This window comes from Acinetobacter sp. TAC-1, assembly GCF_029025845.1.
In the GTDB taxonomy this organism is placed as follows: domain Bacteria; phylum Pseudomonadota; class Gammaproteobacteria; order Pseudomonadales; family Moraxellaceae; genus Acinetobacter; species Acinetobacter guillouiae.
On sequence record NZ_CP118892.1, the window covers coordinates 622,164 to 639,603 of the forward strand.

General features: G+C 40.3%; 14 protein-coding genes and 1 pseudogene. 11 read left to right on the forward strand and 4 right to left on the reverse strand.

The genetic code is table 11. The annotated features are described in order from the left end of the window. The first annotated feature begins 93 nt into the window (after nucleotides 1-93). Both PYV58_RS02945 and PYV58_RS02950 read left to right on the forward strand, forming a co-directional pair. Nucleotides 94-333, forward strand: a complete 240-nt coding sequence (locus PYV58_RS02945; protein WP_227504273.1) for a hypothetical protein — start codon at nucleotides 94-96, stop codon at nucleotides 331-333. After that, complete coding sequence (locus tag PYV58_RS02950) at nucleotides 317-592, forward strand: DUF2004 domain-containing protein (protein WP_227504274.1); 276 nt, start codon at nucleotides 317-319, stop codon at nucleotides 590-592. Before PYV58_RS02945 ends, PYV58_RS02950 begins: the two co-directional genes overlap by 17 nt. A gap of 154 nt (nucleotides 593-746) precedes the next feature. On the opposite strand, the gene PYV58_RS02955 is transcribed toward PYV58_RS02950, so the two are convergent. Then, nucleotides 747-4,103, reverse strand: coding sequence for a DEAD/DEAH box helicase (locus PYV58_RS02955; protein WP_034617047.1), 3,357 nt, complete (start codon nucleotides 4,101-4,103; stop codon nucleotides 747-749). A 194-nt stretch (nucleotides 4,104-4,297) separates the two neighbouring features. On the opposite strand from PYV58_RS02955, the gene PYV58_RS02960 reads away from it, so the two are divergent. The 3 genes from PYV58_RS02960 (at nucleotide 4,298) to PYV58_RS02970 (ending at nucleotide 7,015) form a co-directional block, all read left to right on the forward strand. Further along, entirely contained in the window at nucleotides 4,298-5,461 is a 1,164-nt protein-coding gene (locus PYV58_RS02960) for an acyl-CoA dehydrogenase family protein (RefSeq protein ID WP_034617050.1), read from the forward strand. A 72-nt stretch (nucleotides 5,462-5,533) separates the two neighbouring features. Continuing rightward, the gene (locus PYV58_RS02965) at nucleotides 5,534-6,703 is read left to right on the forward strand and encodes an acyl-CoA dehydrogenase family protein (RefSeq protein WP_004817883.1); all 1,170 of its coding nucleotides are present in this window, start codon (nucleotides 5,534-5,536) and stop codon (nucleotides 6,701-6,703) included. Nucleotides 6,704-6,805: 102 nt separating this feature from the next. Continuing rightward, nucleotides 6,806-7,015: a Virulence-associated protein B gene (locus PYV58_RS02970; RefSeq protein ID WP_034617054.1), complete on the forward strand. Its 210-nt coding sequence runs from the start codon at nucleotides 6,806-6,808 to the stop codon at nucleotides 7,013-7,015. A gap of 76 nt (nucleotides 7,016-7,091) precedes the next feature. Here the strand turns inward: PYV58_RS02970 and PYV58_RS02975 are convergent, their stop codons facing one another. From PYV58_RS02975 to PYV58_RS02985, 3 genes and pseudogenes are all read right to left on the reverse strand, one after another. After that, on the reverse strand, nucleotides 7,092-7,412 hold the full coding sequence (locus PYV58_RS02975) for a hypothetical protein (protein WP_227504275.1): 321 nt from the start codon (nucleotides 7,410-7,412) through the stop codon (nucleotides 7,092-7,094). Between the two features lie 181 nt (nucleotides 7,413-7,593). Further along, nucleotides 7,594-8,088: pseudogene (locus tag PYV58_RS02980) on the reverse strand (GNAT family protein). Then, nucleotides 8,085-8,684 (reverse strand): TetR/AcrR family transcriptional regulator, encoded by a 600-nt coding sequence (locus tag PYV58_RS02985; RefSeq protein WP_034617060.1) that lies wholly within the window; start codon nucleotides 8,682-8,684, stop codon nucleotides 8,085-8,087. The pseudogene PYV58_RS02980 and the gene PYV58_RS02985 overlap by 4 nt, the downstream one beginning before the upstream one ends. 166 nt (nucleotides 8,685-8,850) lie before the next feature. On the opposite strand from PYV58_RS02985, the gene PYV58_RS02990 reads away from it, so the two are divergent. The 6 genes from PYV58_RS02990 to PYV58_RS03015 all read left to right on the forward strand — a co-directional run bounded on the left by PYV58_RS02990 (nucleotide 8,851) and on the right by PYV58_RS03015 (nucleotide 17,406). Then, complete coding sequence (locus PYV58_RS02990) at nucleotides 8,851-10,641, forward strand: acyclic terpene utilization AtuA family protein (protein WP_034617062.1); 1,791 nt, start codon at nucleotides 8,851-8,853, stop codon at nucleotides 10,639-10,641. Nucleotides 10,642-10,737: 96 nt separating this feature from the next. Then, the gene (locus PYV58_RS02995) at nucleotides 10,738-11,649 is read left to right on the forward strand and encodes an SDR family oxidoreductase (RefSeq protein WP_004817877.1); all 912 of its coding nucleotides are present in this window, start codon (nucleotides 10,738-10,740) and stop codon (nucleotides 11,647-11,649) included. After that, nucleotides 11,646-13,259 (forward strand): carboxyl transferase domain-containing protein, encoded by a 1,614-nt coding sequence (locus PYV58_RS03000; RefSeq protein WP_004724110.1) that lies wholly within the window; start codon nucleotides 11,646-11,648, stop codon nucleotides 13,257-13,259. Before PYV58_RS02995 ends, PYV58_RS03000 begins: the two co-directional genes overlap by 4 nt. 106 nt (nucleotides 13,260-13,365) lie before the next feature. Then, nucleotides 13,366-14,523, forward strand: a complete 1,158-nt coding sequence (locus tag PYV58_RS03005; RefSeq protein ID WP_004817872.1) for an acyl-CoA dehydrogenase family protein — start codon at nucleotides 13,366-13,368, stop codon at nucleotides 14,521-14,523. 14 nt (nucleotides 14,524-14,537) lie between these two features. Further along, complete coding sequence (locus PYV58_RS03010; RefSeq protein WP_034617064.1) at nucleotides 14,538-15,371, forward strand: enoyl-CoA hydratase-related protein; 834 nt, start codon at nucleotides 14,538-14,540, stop codon at nucleotides 15,369-15,371. Between the two features lie 94 nt (nucleotides 15,372-15,465). Beyond that, complete coding sequence (locus tag PYV58_RS03015) at nucleotides 15,466-17,406, forward strand: acetyl/propionyl/methylcrotonyl-CoA carboxylase subunit alpha (protein WP_275059703.1); 1,941 nt, start codon at nucleotides 15,466-15,468, stop codon at nucleotides 17,404-17,406. Nucleotides 17,407-17,440: the final 34 nt, after the last annotated feature.

The following is a 17,440-nucleotide window of genomic DNA, read 5'->3' on the forward strand; positions in this document are numbered from 1 at the left end:
AACTAAGTATAAAATCTAGATCAAGAATTTTTTATCATTAAATGATAAATTAATTGCTATACCTAACATGAAAAAAATATAGGAATATAAAAAATGTTAGAATACACCTTGCCGCATTTTGGAACACTGCAATTAGAATCACTAGAAGAATATTATCAAGTTGATCTTGAGCTTAATGGCAAAGCCGTTCAAGTTGATTTAAATTTTGAAGCGAATACTTTGGATGTAGAAACTTTTCAACGAGTTAAGTCTTTTATTGAAAATATAGAAAAATTTGATCAAAAAAACCAAGATTATATTCAACAAGATTTTGAAAATGAAAGGGACTGTTAAAGAATATGTGGATTTTCATATTGAAGAATTAGGCGATGATTTCTTAGAAAAAATTGGGATTTCTAATTCAATAGACAAAGCACAGCAGTTTTTAACCAAATTATATTTAACAAGAGTTGGGCTTTATCCAGATGGAAAATATGATACATCATATTTTGCTGTCTTTGATTACACTACAAATAGAGACTTAACTGATCAGTTAATCGTCGTTAAAACAGATGATCACGGTAATTTGGATCATTTAAGTTGGGAAAGCTAACGATGCAGTAAAGTGAAGCAGCCGTATTTAGAAGTCTATAGATTCTAAAACAATGTAGGTATAAAAAACAAAACCCCATCATGATGACGGGGTTTCTTCGTATTGATGCGTTAGATCTAACTTTTGTTAAATTTCACACCTTATCTTTAAAGTTTCAATCCAACAAACTCATGACATCATCTTCAGATAATTTCACTTCATTTTCATGATCAATACTTAGAATAGATTTGGCAAGATCAGCTTTATTTTTCTGTAATGCTAAAATCTTTTCTTCAATACTCTGGTTGGTAATCAACTTATAAACAAATACAGGTTTATCTTGACCGATACGCCATGCACGATCAGACGCTTGATCTTCAGCCGCTGGGTTCCACCAAGGATCATAATGAATCACAGTATCAGCAGCGGTGAGATTAAGCCCTACACCACCTGCCTTTAAGCTGATGAGGAAAACAGGAATATCGCCTGCTTGGAATGCGGTGATCACTTCATCACGTTTCTTGGTTTGTCCAGTAAGTTTTACATTTCGGATATTTAAGGTTTTTAAATGCTCTTCAATGAGTTGTAGCATCGTGGTGAATTGAGAGAAGATTAAAATTTTACGTCCTTCCTCAACCATATCTTGAACCATTTCCAATAAATGATCTAATTTTGCTGATTCAACATTTTGATTCTTGACTTGATCAAGTTGTAAAAGGCTTGGATGGCAGCAAACTTGTCGAAGTTTAAGTAATGCACTTAAAATTTGAATCTGGCTACGATGGAAGCCTTTCGCTGCAATCAACTCACGAATATTCTTTTGCATTGTTGCACGAACAGCTTCGTAGAGCTTAGATTGCTGTTCATTCATATCAATATTGACTTCAATCGTAGTTTTTTCAGGAAGCTCTTTCGCCACCTCTGTTTTTAAACGACGCAACATAAACGGTTTAATACGAGAAATGAGTTTGGTTTTAACCTGAAGATCTGCATGTTTCTCGATAGGATTGCGATATTTTTTATTAAACAGTTCCTGACTATATAAAAAACCAGGCATTAAGAAATGGAACAATGACCATAACTCACCCAAATGGTTTTCCATCGGTGTACCAGTTAAGCATAGACGATGTTTTGCTTTGATTTGTCGTACCACTTGAGAGGCTTTGGCGCGTGGATTCTTAATGTTTTGCGCTTCATCCAAAATCAATAAATGATATTGATAGGGCAGTAAAAATTCTTCATCACGGCCCAAAAGCGGGTAGGTACTGAGCACAATATCTACGTTTTTAATCTCTTGAAAATGCTCGACTCGATCATGTCCTTGTAAGACCAAAACTTTTAATTCAGGGGTGAATTTCTCAGCTTCTTTACGCCAGTTATGCATTAAAGAGGTTGGTGCAATAATCAAGGCTGGGCGTTGATTTAATCGGCCTGCCTGCTTTTCTAATAGAATATGCGCAAGTGTTTGTGCTGTTTTACCGAGCCCCATATCATCGGCAAGGATACCGCCATGTTCAGTTTCACGTAAAAACTGTAGCCATGCTAAACCTTGTTGTTGATATGGGCGTAGTTCACCTTGGAAACCTTGTGGTGTACAGATCTGATCTTGATAACTATTTTGAAGCTTTTCAGCAAATATTTTCAGGCGTTCGTTGGTGCGCCAAGGCATGCCCAAATGATGCTGTAAATCTAAGAATTGAGCGGCATCGTATTGATCTAATGTTGCAGATTCAGGATGTCGTAAAATTTCTTTTAAATAGATCAGAATGGGCTTAATTTCTTGATTTCTAAGCGCCAGTTGTGTTTGAGCTTCTTTTAAATGAACAATTAAGAAGCTGTCACTGTCCATTTTTTCAATATAGTCATCTTCTAAAAGATGTGGATTATGCTGTATCGCATAGCCAAGAAGATCAATCAGGTTATAGGTGTTGCCATTCATATCTTGAATCGTCGCACCGACATTAAACCAGTCTTGTTTTTTTTCAGATTCATTTAATGAGAGTTGCAGGTTTTGTGTTGCACTTAAATTGAACTGACTATCTAGGGTATGTTCAACTTTCCAGCCGAGACCTTCGATTTTATTTTCAGGAACCAGCTGCTCAACCCAAGCCATGGGATCTGCATAGACAATTGAGTTTTCAGTGATGTCATCAAAAGCAGGGCGTTTACTCTTTGGTAGCTTGCTAATCCGTTGCATGGATTTAACTGAATGAATTAATTCATCAATATGTTTCTTTTCAGCAACTAAATCGCGTTGTTGGCGAACCGCTTTTTCATCAATATTGATAATGAAACTGTCATCAGGGAAACCCGCTTTAATTCGTCCAGCTGAGTATTCAAATTCAATTTCAGCAATTGCATAATGATGCATATGACCAAGACGATCATATTGCGGATGTGTTCCAAAACGTAAAATAGGTGTGGGTTTACCTTTTAATATTTCTATACTTTGTGTAAATGGCGCTTGAGGTAAATCTTCAAAAAATGCATAGGGTTGAATCACTTGCTCAAATTCAGCCATTAATTCCACAGGCATTTGTGGCATATTCAGCAATTCTTCGATCATTTCACTAGAATATAACGACTCAAGTACACCGACTTGATTTTTAAGGGTATCGAGATAACTTAATGGATGAGAATGAATAATATAAATTTGTTCAGCATGGTCAGGTGAAATTTCTAGATGATTTTCATCAAAAAATTGTGCTTTAAGTTTCTCTGTTTGTTGTTCTGTACGTGTTTGCCAGTTGAATTCAATTTTATAAGCTTGATCAGACCATGTTAAAGGTAATCTTTGTACATCTAGTGCGTAACAAGCGCTACTTTGAATAGCCGTTCTTAGATGTTCTTGATAGATTCCTGAAATATCCCATGACGCTGGATAAAAATGAACATCGCTAAAATTTAGCTTAGCGAAAAAGTACAAATGACTAAAGATTTTCTTTTCTTCTTTGCTCACTTTAAGACGTTCATTTAATACATTGTCATAACTGGTGTAGAGCGCGGTATCTCTAATTTTTCCATCTTTGTTACGACGAACTTTAAAAACACTAAGTTGTAATTTGGCGGTGTTATTTTTTGGTTGGAAAATATAAATAAGTTGGTGCTGTACTGGCGTTTCAGTGCGTTGAACTTGTGCCAATTGTTGTTTAAATTGAGCGAGCCAAGCTTTTGCCGTGGTGTGGGTAGAGCTATTTGTTGTGGTTTGAGCTTGGTCTAATGGGTTTAGTTTTTGACGTGCAGCGGAGTTTGAAAGTTGTTGATCATAAAAATAACGTGCAAGTGCAGCCGAATGCTTACAATCGTAACCAACAGGGCAACTACAGTCGGTATCCACAATTTTATTGGTTAAAGGATTATAGATAACAGCCGTTTCATAATAATCCGTTCCCTGAATCTGTGCTTCGATGACTAAATTATCCCGATCAGGGTAGACCTCTAAGGATTTTAGATCAATTTTTTTGACATAACTCAAGCTTCTTTGAATGGTTGCAGGGTTAAAACGTGATAAAAATTGATTCAATGTCGCCATTATTTATAGAGCTAAAAATTAAAAGGAAATTACTAACAGTGTAACGGATTTTTGATCATGAATCTGAAATTAATATATGAGTTTTGATCAAAAATGACATGTTTTTAAATACAAATTGATCGTTTCTGCAACTTTAAATTAAATAAAATCTGTCAGTATAAGTTTTTCAAAATAATGCTGGGAAGCAAATCAAGATGAAGCATAATCCAATTTACTATACAGATCAGCATTTTGCATTTGCAGATTCCATTCGAAAGTTTGTTCAAAAAGAATTAATGCCACATATCAATCAATGGGAAGAGGCAGAGACCTTTCCAAAAGAACTTTATAAAAAAGCCGCAGATATCGGCTTATTGGGGATAGGTTTTGACGAAAACTATGGGGGAATTCCAGAAACCGATGCTTTTCATGTGTTGTTGTCTTCGATTGAGTTAGCCAAAACCGGTTCAGGTGGTTTATGTGCCTCCTTATTGTCACACTCGATTGGCGCACCTCCGATCAATCATTTTGCTTCAGATGAGATTAAACAAACTGTACTGACTCAAATTTTAGCAGGCAAAAAAATTTCAGCGTTGGCGATTACTGAACCCACGGGTGGTTCTGATGTAGCAGCACTTAAAACCAAAGCTGTACGGGATGGTCAAGACTATATTGTCAGTGGCGAAAAAACCTTTATTACATCGGGCATTCGTGCGGATTATTATACCGTTGCGGTACGTACAGATCCTGATGCCAAAGGCCCGAATGGTATCTCGATGTTATTGATGGATGCTCATAGTGACGGCATAAGCAAATCAAAACTCGACAAAATGGGATGGTGGGCTTCGGATACGGCTCATCTCCATTTTGATCAGGTTCGTGTTCCTGCAAGCAATTTGTTGGGGGCGGAAAATATGGGCTTCCTTGTGATTATGAATAACTTCAATATGGAGCGGTTTTTTCTTGCTGCCAGTAGTTATGGTTTTGCATTAGCCTGTTATGAAGAAGCATTGGAATGGGCACAAGAACGAAAAACCTTTGGTAAACGTTTAGTTGATCATCAAGTGGTTCGGCATAAATTAGTCGATATGGCGACTCGCTTAACCACAACACTTGCTTTATTGGAGGATACTGCTTATCGCTTAGGGAAGCCTGAAATGCAGGGCAATGAGTTGATTGCGCAAATCTGTATGCTTAAAAATGTGGCCACTCAAACTATGCAATTTTGTGCCGATGCAGCTGTACAAACTTTAGGGGGCATGGGCTTTATGCGAGGCACCAAGTCTGAACGGATTTACCGTGATGTTAAAGTCAATATGATTGGTGGTGGGGCGGAAGAAATTATGAAAGACCTCGCGAGTCGTCAATTGGGCTATTAGAATATCGAGAATGGATTAAACTAGAACTGTACACAATAAATCGCAATAAAAATAAGCAGGGAACAACAAGATATGGATCATTTAAATAATCCGATTTACTACACCGCTGAGCATCGTGCATTTGCAGACAGTGTGAAGAAATTTGTTGAAAAAGAGATTTCTCCTTTTGTCAATGAATGGGATGAGGCTGAAACTTTTCCTCGTGCGCTTTATCAAAAGGCTGCTGCAATTGGTCTATTGGGTTTAGGCTTTGATGATGAGCATGGGGGAATCTCAGATGCAGATGCATTTCATGTGTTCTTAGCCGCAGTTGAAACAGCCAAAGCAGGCTCTGGTGGCGTACATATTTCTTTGATGATTCATACCATTGGTACACCACCAATTCATCATTTTGCCCAGCCGCATATTCGTGACAAGGTGATGCCACAAATTATTTCAGGCGAAAAAATTTCTGCACTTGCGATTACTGAACCAAGCGGCGGTTCTGATGTTGCTGCATTACAAACCAAAGCAATCCGCGAAGGTGATTTTTATTTGGTCAGTGGTGAAAAAACCTTTATTACTTCAGGTATGCGCGCAGATTATTATACGGTAGCGGTGAGAACCGATCCTGAAAATAAAGGTGCGAGTGGTATTTCGATGTTATTGGTCGATGCACACAGTGATGGCATCACTAAATCACCTTTAAAGAAAATGGGTTGGTGGGCATCAGATACTGCTCATTTGCATTTTGACCAAGTGAAAGTTCCTGTAGAAAATCTTCTTGGTGAAGAAAATGCAGGCTTTAAGGTCATTATGAAAAACTTCAATATGGAACGCTTTTGGTTGGCCTCTATGGCCTATGGTTACGCCTTGGTCTGTTATCAAGAGGCTTTAGAATGGTCTAAAGCGCGGAAGACTTTTGGAAAACGTCTAGTTGATCATCAAGTGGTACGTCATAAGTTGGTTGATATGGCGACGCGTTTAACCACAACACGGGCATTATTGGAAGATACTGCGTATCGTATGGGGCAGGCTGAATTACAGGGCAGTGATTTAATTGCACAAATTTGTATGTCAAAGAATATCGCAACCCAAACTATGCAGTTCTGTGCAGATGCGGCAGTGCAAACTCTAGGTGGCATGGGCTTTATGCGAGGGACTAAATCTGAGCGTATTTATCGCGAAGTCAAAGTAAATATGATCGGTGGCGGTGCTGAAGAAATCATGAAAGATTTGATCAGTAAGCAGTTGGGGTTTTGATGACAAATTTTTAAGTGATAAAAACTTACAATGCTGGTTTCAGCTAAAAATAACCATAGGTGCGCTAGAGGCCTAGGGTTATTGTCAATTTAAGGAGTCTTTATGGAAGTAACAAAGGTTTTTCAATTAGGACATAGTCAGGCCGTTCTTTTACCTACGGCATTTCATTTTAAGGGCAAAGAAGTTGTGGTTAAACACTTTGGTAATGGTGTTTTACTCTTACCTTTAAATCATCCTTGGGAAATCATGCAAGAGGCTGTGTTTGAGTTTGAAGATGGTTTTTTGTTTGAGCGGGAAGATCAAGGTACTTAAAGTTGAGAAAAATTGTTGTGAATTCTCAAAAGTTTTCACTTTTAGAACAGCTCAATGCCTAGATCTAATGCTGCTCTTATTGTGTGATTTTTAGATGATTCCGAAGTTTAATTTTACGTAGATATGGCGTTATTCTCCAACAAAGATTGTAAGCTGAATTTCCACATGCCCAATAACAAATGGTCGTTGCATGAATGTCTAGATTGTCTTGTAAAATTTGAAGAATCGCCATCCATTGTTGATCTGAACCTAGTATTTTCGATGATTCCTCAAATGATTGTAAAAGTGTTTCCATAAGTGCAAATTTTTCGTCATCGTTAAGTTCATTTGAAAGATAAACATGCATAAATTCATCAATACGACTGGGATCTGCAACTTCATATTCCCAATCTTGCATATAAGGATCAATAGGTAAATTGAAACGTTGAGCTAATCCGTTAATTGCCGAAGCTGTAATGTACCGTTGAGGGTATATTTTATAAATTATTTCTGTCTGTTTTATCATGCAAGCAAATGTTAAGTTATTTCGGTTCTATAGAACTTAGAACAAGTGCAGCTGAGAAATCAACCATTGCTTGTCAATCTTCGGCCCAATCCTCATTAATTATCGCCCAACGTTGATGATCCATCCATTGCTGACCACCAATCCGCAAATATTGTCAAGAAAAGCCTTCCTGAATAAAGCCAGCACTAGCAACAAGGCGAATGGAAGCAGTATTCTCAGCTTGTATATTTGCCTTTAAACGATACAAATTTAAATCATGGAATGCTTCATTCAACAATAAATTAATGCCTAAACGCATGTAGCCATGTCCTTGAAAAGGCTCAAAACCCTCATAACCTAAATAAGCAGAAGGAAGATAACCGCGAATGATATTGGAAATGTTAAAGGTACCAATAATTTGATGGGTTTCAGTCAGACAAAGGAAATATCTGCTTTCTTATTGTAAGTAATGTTGAAAATCAGTTGGAGGATATGTCCAAGGATGATGAAGTGTTTGGCTTTTTTTATAGGACTTTTCGATTTCTTCAAGATCTGAAATGTTGGGCTTGCGAAGATAAATTGTGCTCATTTCAAAGCCATTTCTAAAACGATTTCAGTCAGTTCATCTAAGCTCATTTTACCATTGGGATTATACCAAGTGACGGTCCAAGCAATCGCACCGCCCAACAAACGGCGCCAAATAAAAGCATCATGCTTAATTTTACCGAGGTCGCGCAATTTCTCAATCACAGCGAACCAGATATCCTCATAATCATTTCGCAGTTTAAGAAGTTCATCTTGCCGTTGTTTCGACAATGCAAACCATTCATAAACTAAAACAGCCATGGCTGAACCAGTATCTCCAGTAATCGAAATTAACTCAGCTTTGATCAAGTGTTTTAACTGTTGTTCAGCATCATCCGATTTTTGGATTGCATCAAGCATACGGGCATGATTGTAAATAATGGTTTCATGCATGACATTGGCAAGAATATCATCCTTGCTTTTAAAATGATGAAATAAGCTACCCGATTGAATTCCAATAAAATTTGCCAACTCACGAACTGTGGTTTTGGCATAACCTTGCTTATGAAATAAATAAGCAGCACCAAGTAATAAACGACCTTTAGGGCTGTCATCAAAACATGCGATTGGTTGGATATCATCGATTGAGTGAGCAATCATCGGATCATTTTTTCCATAAAGTTAAGCAAATTATTCATTGTTTAAAACGTGTTTTAGCACATTTGCCAATTCAGGATAACATTTTGCCCTTTACAAACCAAGCGCTTGCTTGGTAGATTGATGTATAAATTTTATTCAGAACAATGAAAACAAGATAGGTGTGAAAATGGAAGATCAGCGTATTGTGAAAATTGGATGTGCTTCAGGTTTCTGGGGGGACACCAATACCGCAGCATTTCAGTTGGTACATTTGTCTGACATCAATTATTTGGTTTTTGATTACCTTTCAGAAATCACCATGTCTATCATGGCAAAAGCGATGATGACCAATCCAGAACATGGTTATGCTTTGGATTTTGTCAGTCGGGTGATGACACCGCTGCTTAAAAAAATCAGTGATAAAAAAATAAAAGTGATTAGCAATGCTGGTGGTGTCAATCCATTGGCATGTCGTGATGCCTTGCAGAAAGTGCTTGAAGCACAAGGATTGGATTTAAAAATTGCAGTGGTATTAGGGGATGACCTAATGCCACAACAAGCCGAATTAAACACGCAAAATATTAAAGAGATGTTTAGTGGCGAAGATTTGCCTAGCCAATTAGCCAGTTGTAATGCATATCTAGGAGCTGTTCCAATTCGAGACGCACTTGATCAAGGTGCAGATATTATCATCACTGGGCGAGTGGTGGATTCAGCTGTGGTGCTTGCACCTTTGTTGCATGAATATCAATGGTCCTTAGAGGATTATGACAAGCTGTCCCAAGGTTCTTTAGCAGGGCATATCATTGAGTGTGGTGCACAATGTACAGGTGGCAATTTCACCGATTGGCGCTTAGTACAAGGCTTTGACAATATGGGGTTTCCAATTGTTGAAGTGAAAGCAGATGCATCATTTATTGTGACTAAACCAAAAGGAACCGGTGGACTGGTTTCGGTTGCAACTGTTGCTGAACAAGTTGTCTATGAAATTGGCAATCCGCAAGCGTATTTACTGCCCGATGTCACAGCAGATTTTAGCCAAGTGAAATTAGAACAGGTGGGTGAAGATCGAGTTTTAGTGATTGGCGCAAAAGGTAGAGCACCGACACAACAATATAAAGTCAGTGCAACCTATCCCGATGGTTATCGTGTTTTGGTGAGTTTCCTGATAGCAGGACGCGAAGCTCCTGAAAAAGCCCAAGTAATTGCAGATGCAATATTAACTAAATGTGAGCGTGTTTTAGCATTACGTTCAGTTCCGCCATTCTTAGAAAAATCAGTTGAAATATTGGGTATTGAAAGTACTTATGGCGCAAATGCACAGCAGATCAATAGTCGAGAAGTGGTTGTCAAAATCGCTGTAAAGCACATGTTTAAAGAAGCATGTATGTTCTTTGCTTCTGAAATTGCCCAAGCATCTACCGGAATGGCATCTGCATTGGCTGGAATTGTTGGGGGGCGTCCCAAAGCTTCCCCTGTGATTAAGTTGTTCTCGTTTTTAGTGGATAAATCAAAACTAAGTGTTGCGATCGACATCAATGGTCAGCGTCAAAATATACCGATTCCATCAGGTTGCTCAGATCAATCTTTTGATGTTGTTGCAGTGGGTGAGGTGGCTCAATTTACGGGTCAGGAGATTGTAGTTCCTTTAGTTGAAATTGCCCATGCTCGGAGTGGCGATAAAGGCAATCACAGCAATATTGGAGTGATCGCACGTCAGCCTGAATATCTACCCTGGATTCGCGCCAATTTGACTGAGGAAAAGGTCAAAGAATATATGCAGCATGTTTTAGACCCTGAAAAGTCTAAAGTGATTCGTTATGAAATCACAGGGTTTAATGCCTTAAATTTTATGCTGGAAAATGCCTTAGGTGGTGGAGGAATTGCCAGTTTACGTATTGATCCACAAGGCAAAGCTTTTGCTCAGCAACTTTTAGATATGCCAGTCAAAATCCCAGCGAGTTTAAAGTCCTTCTAATCCTTGTTTACGAACGTGGGGCGAATTCCTCGCTTTTAAAAAGGGAGCTTAGAGCGAGATTTAAGCAAGTTAAAAGACAACAATTTGGATATAAAAATGCATTATCACTCAATATTTAGATCGGATGCTTTTCAGGACCAAGTCATCATTGTGACCGGTGGTGGTTCGGGTATAGGACGCTGTACTGCTCATGAACTGGCTGCTTTAGGGGCTCAAGTGGTGATTACAGGGCGGAAAATTGAAAAACTGGAAAATGTCAGCAAAGAAATCATCGAAGATGGTGGCAAAGTTCATTTTATCGTTTGTGATAATCGCGAAGAACACAACGTGAAAGAGATGATTGCTGAAGTGATTGAAAAATTTGGCAGACTTGATGGTCTTGTCAATAACGCTGGCGGTCAGTTTCCCTCAAATTTAGAAGGCATTTCTGCCAACGGGTTTGATGCTGTGGTACGCAACAACCTACATTCAACTTTCTACTTAATGAAAGAAGCCTATAACCAATGGATGGCAAAACATGGTGGCAGTATTGTCAATATGGCAGCTGATATGTGGGGTGGCATGCCGGGGATGGGACACTCTGGTGCAGCCCGTGCTGGGGTAGATAATTTAACCAAAACAGCAGCAGTGGAGTGGGGACGTTCTGGGGTACGTGTTAACTGTGTTGCACCGGGTTGGGTTGTTTCTTCAGGAATGGACAATTACACCGGTGATTTTGCCAAATTTATCATTCCAAGTTTGGCGGGGAATGTACCCCTGAAACGGATGGGGACAGAGTCTGAAATTTCTTCAGCGATCTGCTATTTGCTTTCAGAAGCAGCAGGTTTCATTTCTGGCATGACGATTCGTATTGATGGCGCTGCGTCCTTAGGCACTCGAATGTATCCATTGGCAGATGCTTCAAATAGTGAGTCGTTTAATGGCTTCCATCGTGCCTTTATTCCAGATGTATTAAAACAACAATTGAGTGATCAAACCAATAACCAGCAGACAGGAGAAAATTCATGACTGTTCTCCAATCCGAAATTGCAGTTGGCAGTGAGCAATTTGAACAGAACAAGCAGGCATTACTTGCTCAAATTGCCGAAGTGCGTGCAGTACAAAATAAGAATATTGAAAAATCTTATGCAGCCAAACCCAAATTTGACAAGAAAGGTAAAATTTTACCGCATGAACGTGTCCGTTTAGCTCTTGATGCTGATTCACCATTTGTAGAACTGTGTGGCTTGGTGGGTTATGCCATGCATGATGATAAAGATGGTTCAGATGCAGGTGGTGGGATTATTTCAGGGATCGGTTTTGTCAGCGGTGTTCGTTGTCTGATTTCAGCAAGTAACAGTGCAATCAAAGGCGGAACAATGTCGCCGATGGGCGTACAAAAAACCTTACGTCTTCAAGCAATCGCTTTTGAACAGAAATTACCGATGCTGACCCTCACCGAAAGTGGGGGTGCCAACTTAAATTATGCAGCTGAAGTATTTACTTATGGTGGAATGACCTTTGCCAATCAGGCACGACTGTCTGCTGCAGGTTTACCCCAAGTCTCTGTGGTACATGGCAATGCAACAGCGGGTGGAGCGTATCAACCGGGTCTATCTGATTATGTGATTGCAGTTCGTAAGCAAACTGAGATGTTACTCGCAGGGCCACCTTTACTTTTGGCGGCAACCGGAGAAGTGGCAACAGCAGAGGAACTCGGTGGTGCAGAAATGCATGCACAAGTTGCTGGAACAGCAGAATTTTTAGCCGAGAATGATGCCGATGGGATTCGTATTGCCCGTGAGGTTTTTGAGCATCTTAACTGGAAAGAGCAAACTCAAAAGTTAAACTTAAGCTATAAAGAGCCACGTTATCCTGCCGAGGAGCTGTTAGGGATTATTCCTGCAAGTCCGAAGCAGCCTTTTGACATGAAAGATGTGATTGCACGAATTGTTGATGACTCTGAATTTTTTGAAGTAAAACAAGAATATGATGCATTGACCGTGTGTGGTTGGGCAAAAATTGGTGGATTACATATCGGAATTATCACCAACAATGGACCGATTACCCCACAAGGCGCCACTAAAGCTGCACAGTTCATTCACCTCTGTGAACAGACCAAACGCCCCTTACTGTTTTTACATAACACCACAGGCTTTATGGTCGGAACTGATGCTGAACAGAACGGCATTATTAAGCATGGTTCAAAATTGATTCAGGCCGTTGCCAATACTACTGTACCGAAAATTTCTATCGTTGTGGCTGGTTCTTATGGTGCGGGCAATTACGCCATGTGCGGACGTCCATTGTCACCGCAATTTATTTTTGCATGGCCAAACTCGCATGTGGCAGTGATGGGTTCAGCTCAGGCAGGCAAGGTATTACGTATCGTAGCGGAAGGAAAACAAAAAGCTTCAGGGATGGAGCCTAACGAGCAGATGCTGGATTTCTTAGAGCAAAGTACAGCAGCAAAATTAGAACAGCAGTCAACTGCCTTATTTAATACGGCCATGTTGCATGATGATGGCATTATCGACCCGCGTGATACACGCAAAGTCCTGATCTTCTTATTAGAAACAATTTATGAAGCAGAACATCGCAAACTAAATCCAATACGATTTGGTGTATCGAGGCTTTAAAAGTCCTCGCCCTTTGCAAAACTCATCGTTCCTCATCTTTTAAAAGTGAGGTGTTCTCCGCTTTATTAAAGCGAGTTAGAGAAGATTAAATTTAAGGAAAAAAACAATGAAATTTACAACAGAGCATGAAGCACTACGCCGTACCACACGTCAGTTTGTTGAGACTGAACTCAATCCTTATATTCCGACATGGGAAGCTGAAGGGCGATTTCCTATTCATGATGTGTTTAAAAAACTGTCGGATTTAGGTTTGCTGGGGATTTGTAAGCCTGAAGAAAATGGCGGATTAGGTTTAGATTATTCTTATAACCTTGTGGTTGCAGAAGAATTAGGGCGAGCCGCCTGTGGTGGTGTACCTTTGGCGATTGGGGTGCAAACGGATATGGCAACACCAGCCTTGGCACGCTTTGGTAGTCAAGAGTTACGGGATGAATTTTTAACACCTGCAATTGCGGGTGAATATGTCGCTTCGATTGCTGTATCGGAAGTACATGCAGGTTCAGACGTCGCAGCCATCAAAACCACCGCAAAAAAACAGGGTGATGATTATGTGATTAATGGCAGCAAAATGTGGATTACTAACTCCCTACAAGCTGACTTTTTTTGCTTATTGGCCAATACCTCTGATGATAAACCGCATGTCAATAAGTCCATGATTATTGTTCCTGCAAAATCCGCAGGCATCTCTTTCTCTGAACCCCTTAATAAACTTGGAATGCGTTCAACCACGACAGCAGAAGTCTATTTTGACAATGTTCGTGTACCACAACGCTACTTGGTGGGTGCAGAAGGTATGGGCTTTATGATGCAAATGATGCAGTTCCAAGAAGAACGAATGTGGGCGGCTGCTAATGCAATTGGTGGTTTGGAAAATGTGATTCAACAAACGATTCAATATACCAAAGAACGAAGCACCTTTGGACAACCGTTGATTAACAACCAATATGTACATTTTCGTTTTGCGGAGTTGATGACCGAAGTGGAAGCTTTACGTGCCTTAACCTATCGTGCTTGTGAAATCCACATTGACGGCGGGAATGCAACAGAAATTGCCTCTATGGCAAAACTTAAAGCAGGTCGTTTGACGCGAGAAGTTGCAGACAGTTGCTTACAGTTCTGGGGTGGAAATGGTTTTATGTGGGATAACCCCGCTTCTCAGCTGTATCGTGATGGCCGTTTAGGTTCGATTGGTGGCGGTGCAGATGAAATTATGCTTGGAATTATTTGTAAGTTGATGGACATCCTTCCATCTAAACGTCAATAACAAGGAGAATAAATATGGCACTTTCGCAATCTCTAACAACACAACAATTTGATCGCAGTATTGAGCTTGAGCAAGAGGGCAGCATTTTAACTCTATGGCTCAATCGACCTGAGAGTCGCAATGCCATGAGTTTGAATATGGTCAAAGCGATTCAACAGGTGTTTAAAATAATTCAAGATGACATAACTATTCGTGCAGTCATTTTACGTGGCAAAGATGGACATTTTTGTGCAGGCGGCGACATTAAAGATATGGCTCAACTGCGTGGTGAGGCAACCAGTGTTGGTTCTAATCAGCCTTATGTTGATTTCAATCGTCAATTTGGACATATGCTGGAGCAAGTGGATCAAGCGCCACAAACTGTTGTCGCGGTTTTAGAAGGTGCGGTATTGGGTGGTGGTTTTGGCTTGGCCTGTGTTTCAGATATTGCAGTCAGCCTTGCCGATGCCAAATTTGGTTTACCTGAAACAGGATTGGGGGTTATTCCCGCCCAGATTGCCCCATTTGTGGTAAAGCGAATTGGCTTAACTCAAGCGCGCCGTTTGGCTTTACTTGGCGCACGTTTTGAGGGGCATACCGCATTGAAGGTTGGTGTTGTACATGAAGTGGTTGAGAATGAAAAAGCACTGGAAGTTTTATTGATCGAAACCATTCAGCAGATTAAACGTACTGCCCCACAAGCATCTCGTGTGACCAAAGCTTTATTGCACCGTACTTTAAATGAAGCTTTGACGCCTTTATTGGATGATGCCGCACAGCAATTTGCCAATGCTGTGGGGGGCGAAGAAGGTATAGAAGGCACAATGGCCTTTATCCAAAAGCGTCATCCAAATTGGTTTGATGCATAAGTCTGACAATGCGGATCACTGATCTTGATTGAGATCGGTGTGATTCAACCAAGATAATCAAGTGAATATAAAACCAAAAATAGGGAAAACGAGAATGGCATTTTCAAAAATATTGGTGGCGAATCGTGGTGAAATTGCTGTTCGCGTGATGAAAACAGCAAAAGCAATGGGCTATCAGACTGTGGCTGTCTATTCAGATGCAGATCGTTATGCGCGTCATGTACAGCATGCAGATGAGGCTGTATATATTGGTGCTTCAAAAGTTTCAGCGTCCTATTTATCTATTCAAAATATTATCGACGCATGTAAAAAAACGGGGGCTGATGCTGTTCATCCCGGTTATGGTTTCCTTTCTGAAAATACCGATTTTGCAGCAGCCTGTGAGAAAAATGGAATTACCTTTATTGGCCCACCTGCACCTGCAATTGAGTTGATGGGCAGTAAACGCCTGTCAAAAATTGCCATGATTCAGGCGGGTGTACCATGTGTACCGGGCTATGAAGGTGATCAGCAAGATATAGAGTATTTAGAACAACAAGCCAATAAAATTGGTTATCCACTGATGGTCAAAGCTTCAGCAGGCGGTGGTGGGCGCGGTATGCGGCTGGTACAGCAATCTGCTGATATTGCTGAAGCCTTAAAAACAGCGCGCTCTGAAGCAGAAAATGCCTTTGGTTCAGGTGAGCTGATTCTTGAAAAAGCTGTGATTGCTCCACGCCATGTTGAGATACAGGTGTTTGGCGATACCCACGGCAATTATGTGTATTTATTTGAGCGTGATTGTTCGATACAGCGTCGTCATCAAAAAGTGGTTGAGGAAGCTCCATGCCCAGTGATGACTGAAAGCTTACGCCAACAAATGGGTGAGGCTGCTGTTGCAGCCGCGAAATCATGTGATTATGTCGGTGCAGGAACGGTTGAGTTTTTATTGGATCAATCAGGTGAGTTTTATTTCCTCGAAATGAATACACGTTTGCAAGTCGAGCATCCAGTAACAGAGCTGATCACGGGTTTAGATCTGGTGGAATGGCAACTGCGTGTAGCCAATGGTGAAACCTTGCCCTTACAACAGTCTGAACTGACCTTGTCTGGGCATGCGATAGAAGTTCGCTTATATGCAGAAGACCCCCGCCAAGACTTCTTGCCACAGACTGGTCAAATACAGCGCTGGCAAGCTGCTGATTTACCCAATGTTCGAATTGATCATGGTTTGTTGCAACAGGATGAAATTAGTCCGTTTTACGATCCAATGGTGGCAAAAGTCATTGCATATGGTCAAACCCGTCAGGATGCCATTCGGCTCTTGGCGCGTGCTGTAGATGATTGTGTATTGTTGGGGGTAAATAGTAATAAGCAGTTTTTAGTGAATTTACTTAGACACCCTATTATTGTCAAAGGCGACACCAATACTGCCTTTATTCAAGAGCACTTCCAAACAGATGCCAGCTTACATAAACAGGCTTTGGGCTTAGAAGACCTAGCTGTTGCTGCGGCACTGTTGACCAATGCTTCCAGTCAAAGCAGTTGGAATACCGGAATTGCGTTATCTTTACCTTTAAAACTCAAGCATGATGATCAGTTATTACAGCTTTTGGTGAAACGTGATCAAAACCAAGTGAACGTTGAAATTTGTGGGCAGACACTTGGGATCAGCATTATTGAACAGCAAACAGAAAAATTCATTTATGAGGTGGATGGTGTACGCCGTTCGATTGACTATGTCTTAGATGGAAATCAGCTATACTTAGATGCGGTGAATGGCAATATCAGCATTGAAAATATCACCTATGCAGCACCTGAAACTTCCGATGTCGCAGGCGATGGTCACATTCGTGCACCAATGGATGGTGCAATTATCAATATCCTGGTAAATGCGGGTGATACGGTGACTAAAGGTCAAACTTTGTTGATTTTAGAAGCGATGAAGATTCAGCAACAGATTAAGTCTGATGTTGATGGGGTCGTGAATGAGATTATTGGGCAAGTTGGACAACAGGTAAAGAAACGTCAGTTGGTATTGAATATTCAGGCTTGATTGATCAGATCAAGCGCATTGTATAGGGACTTAA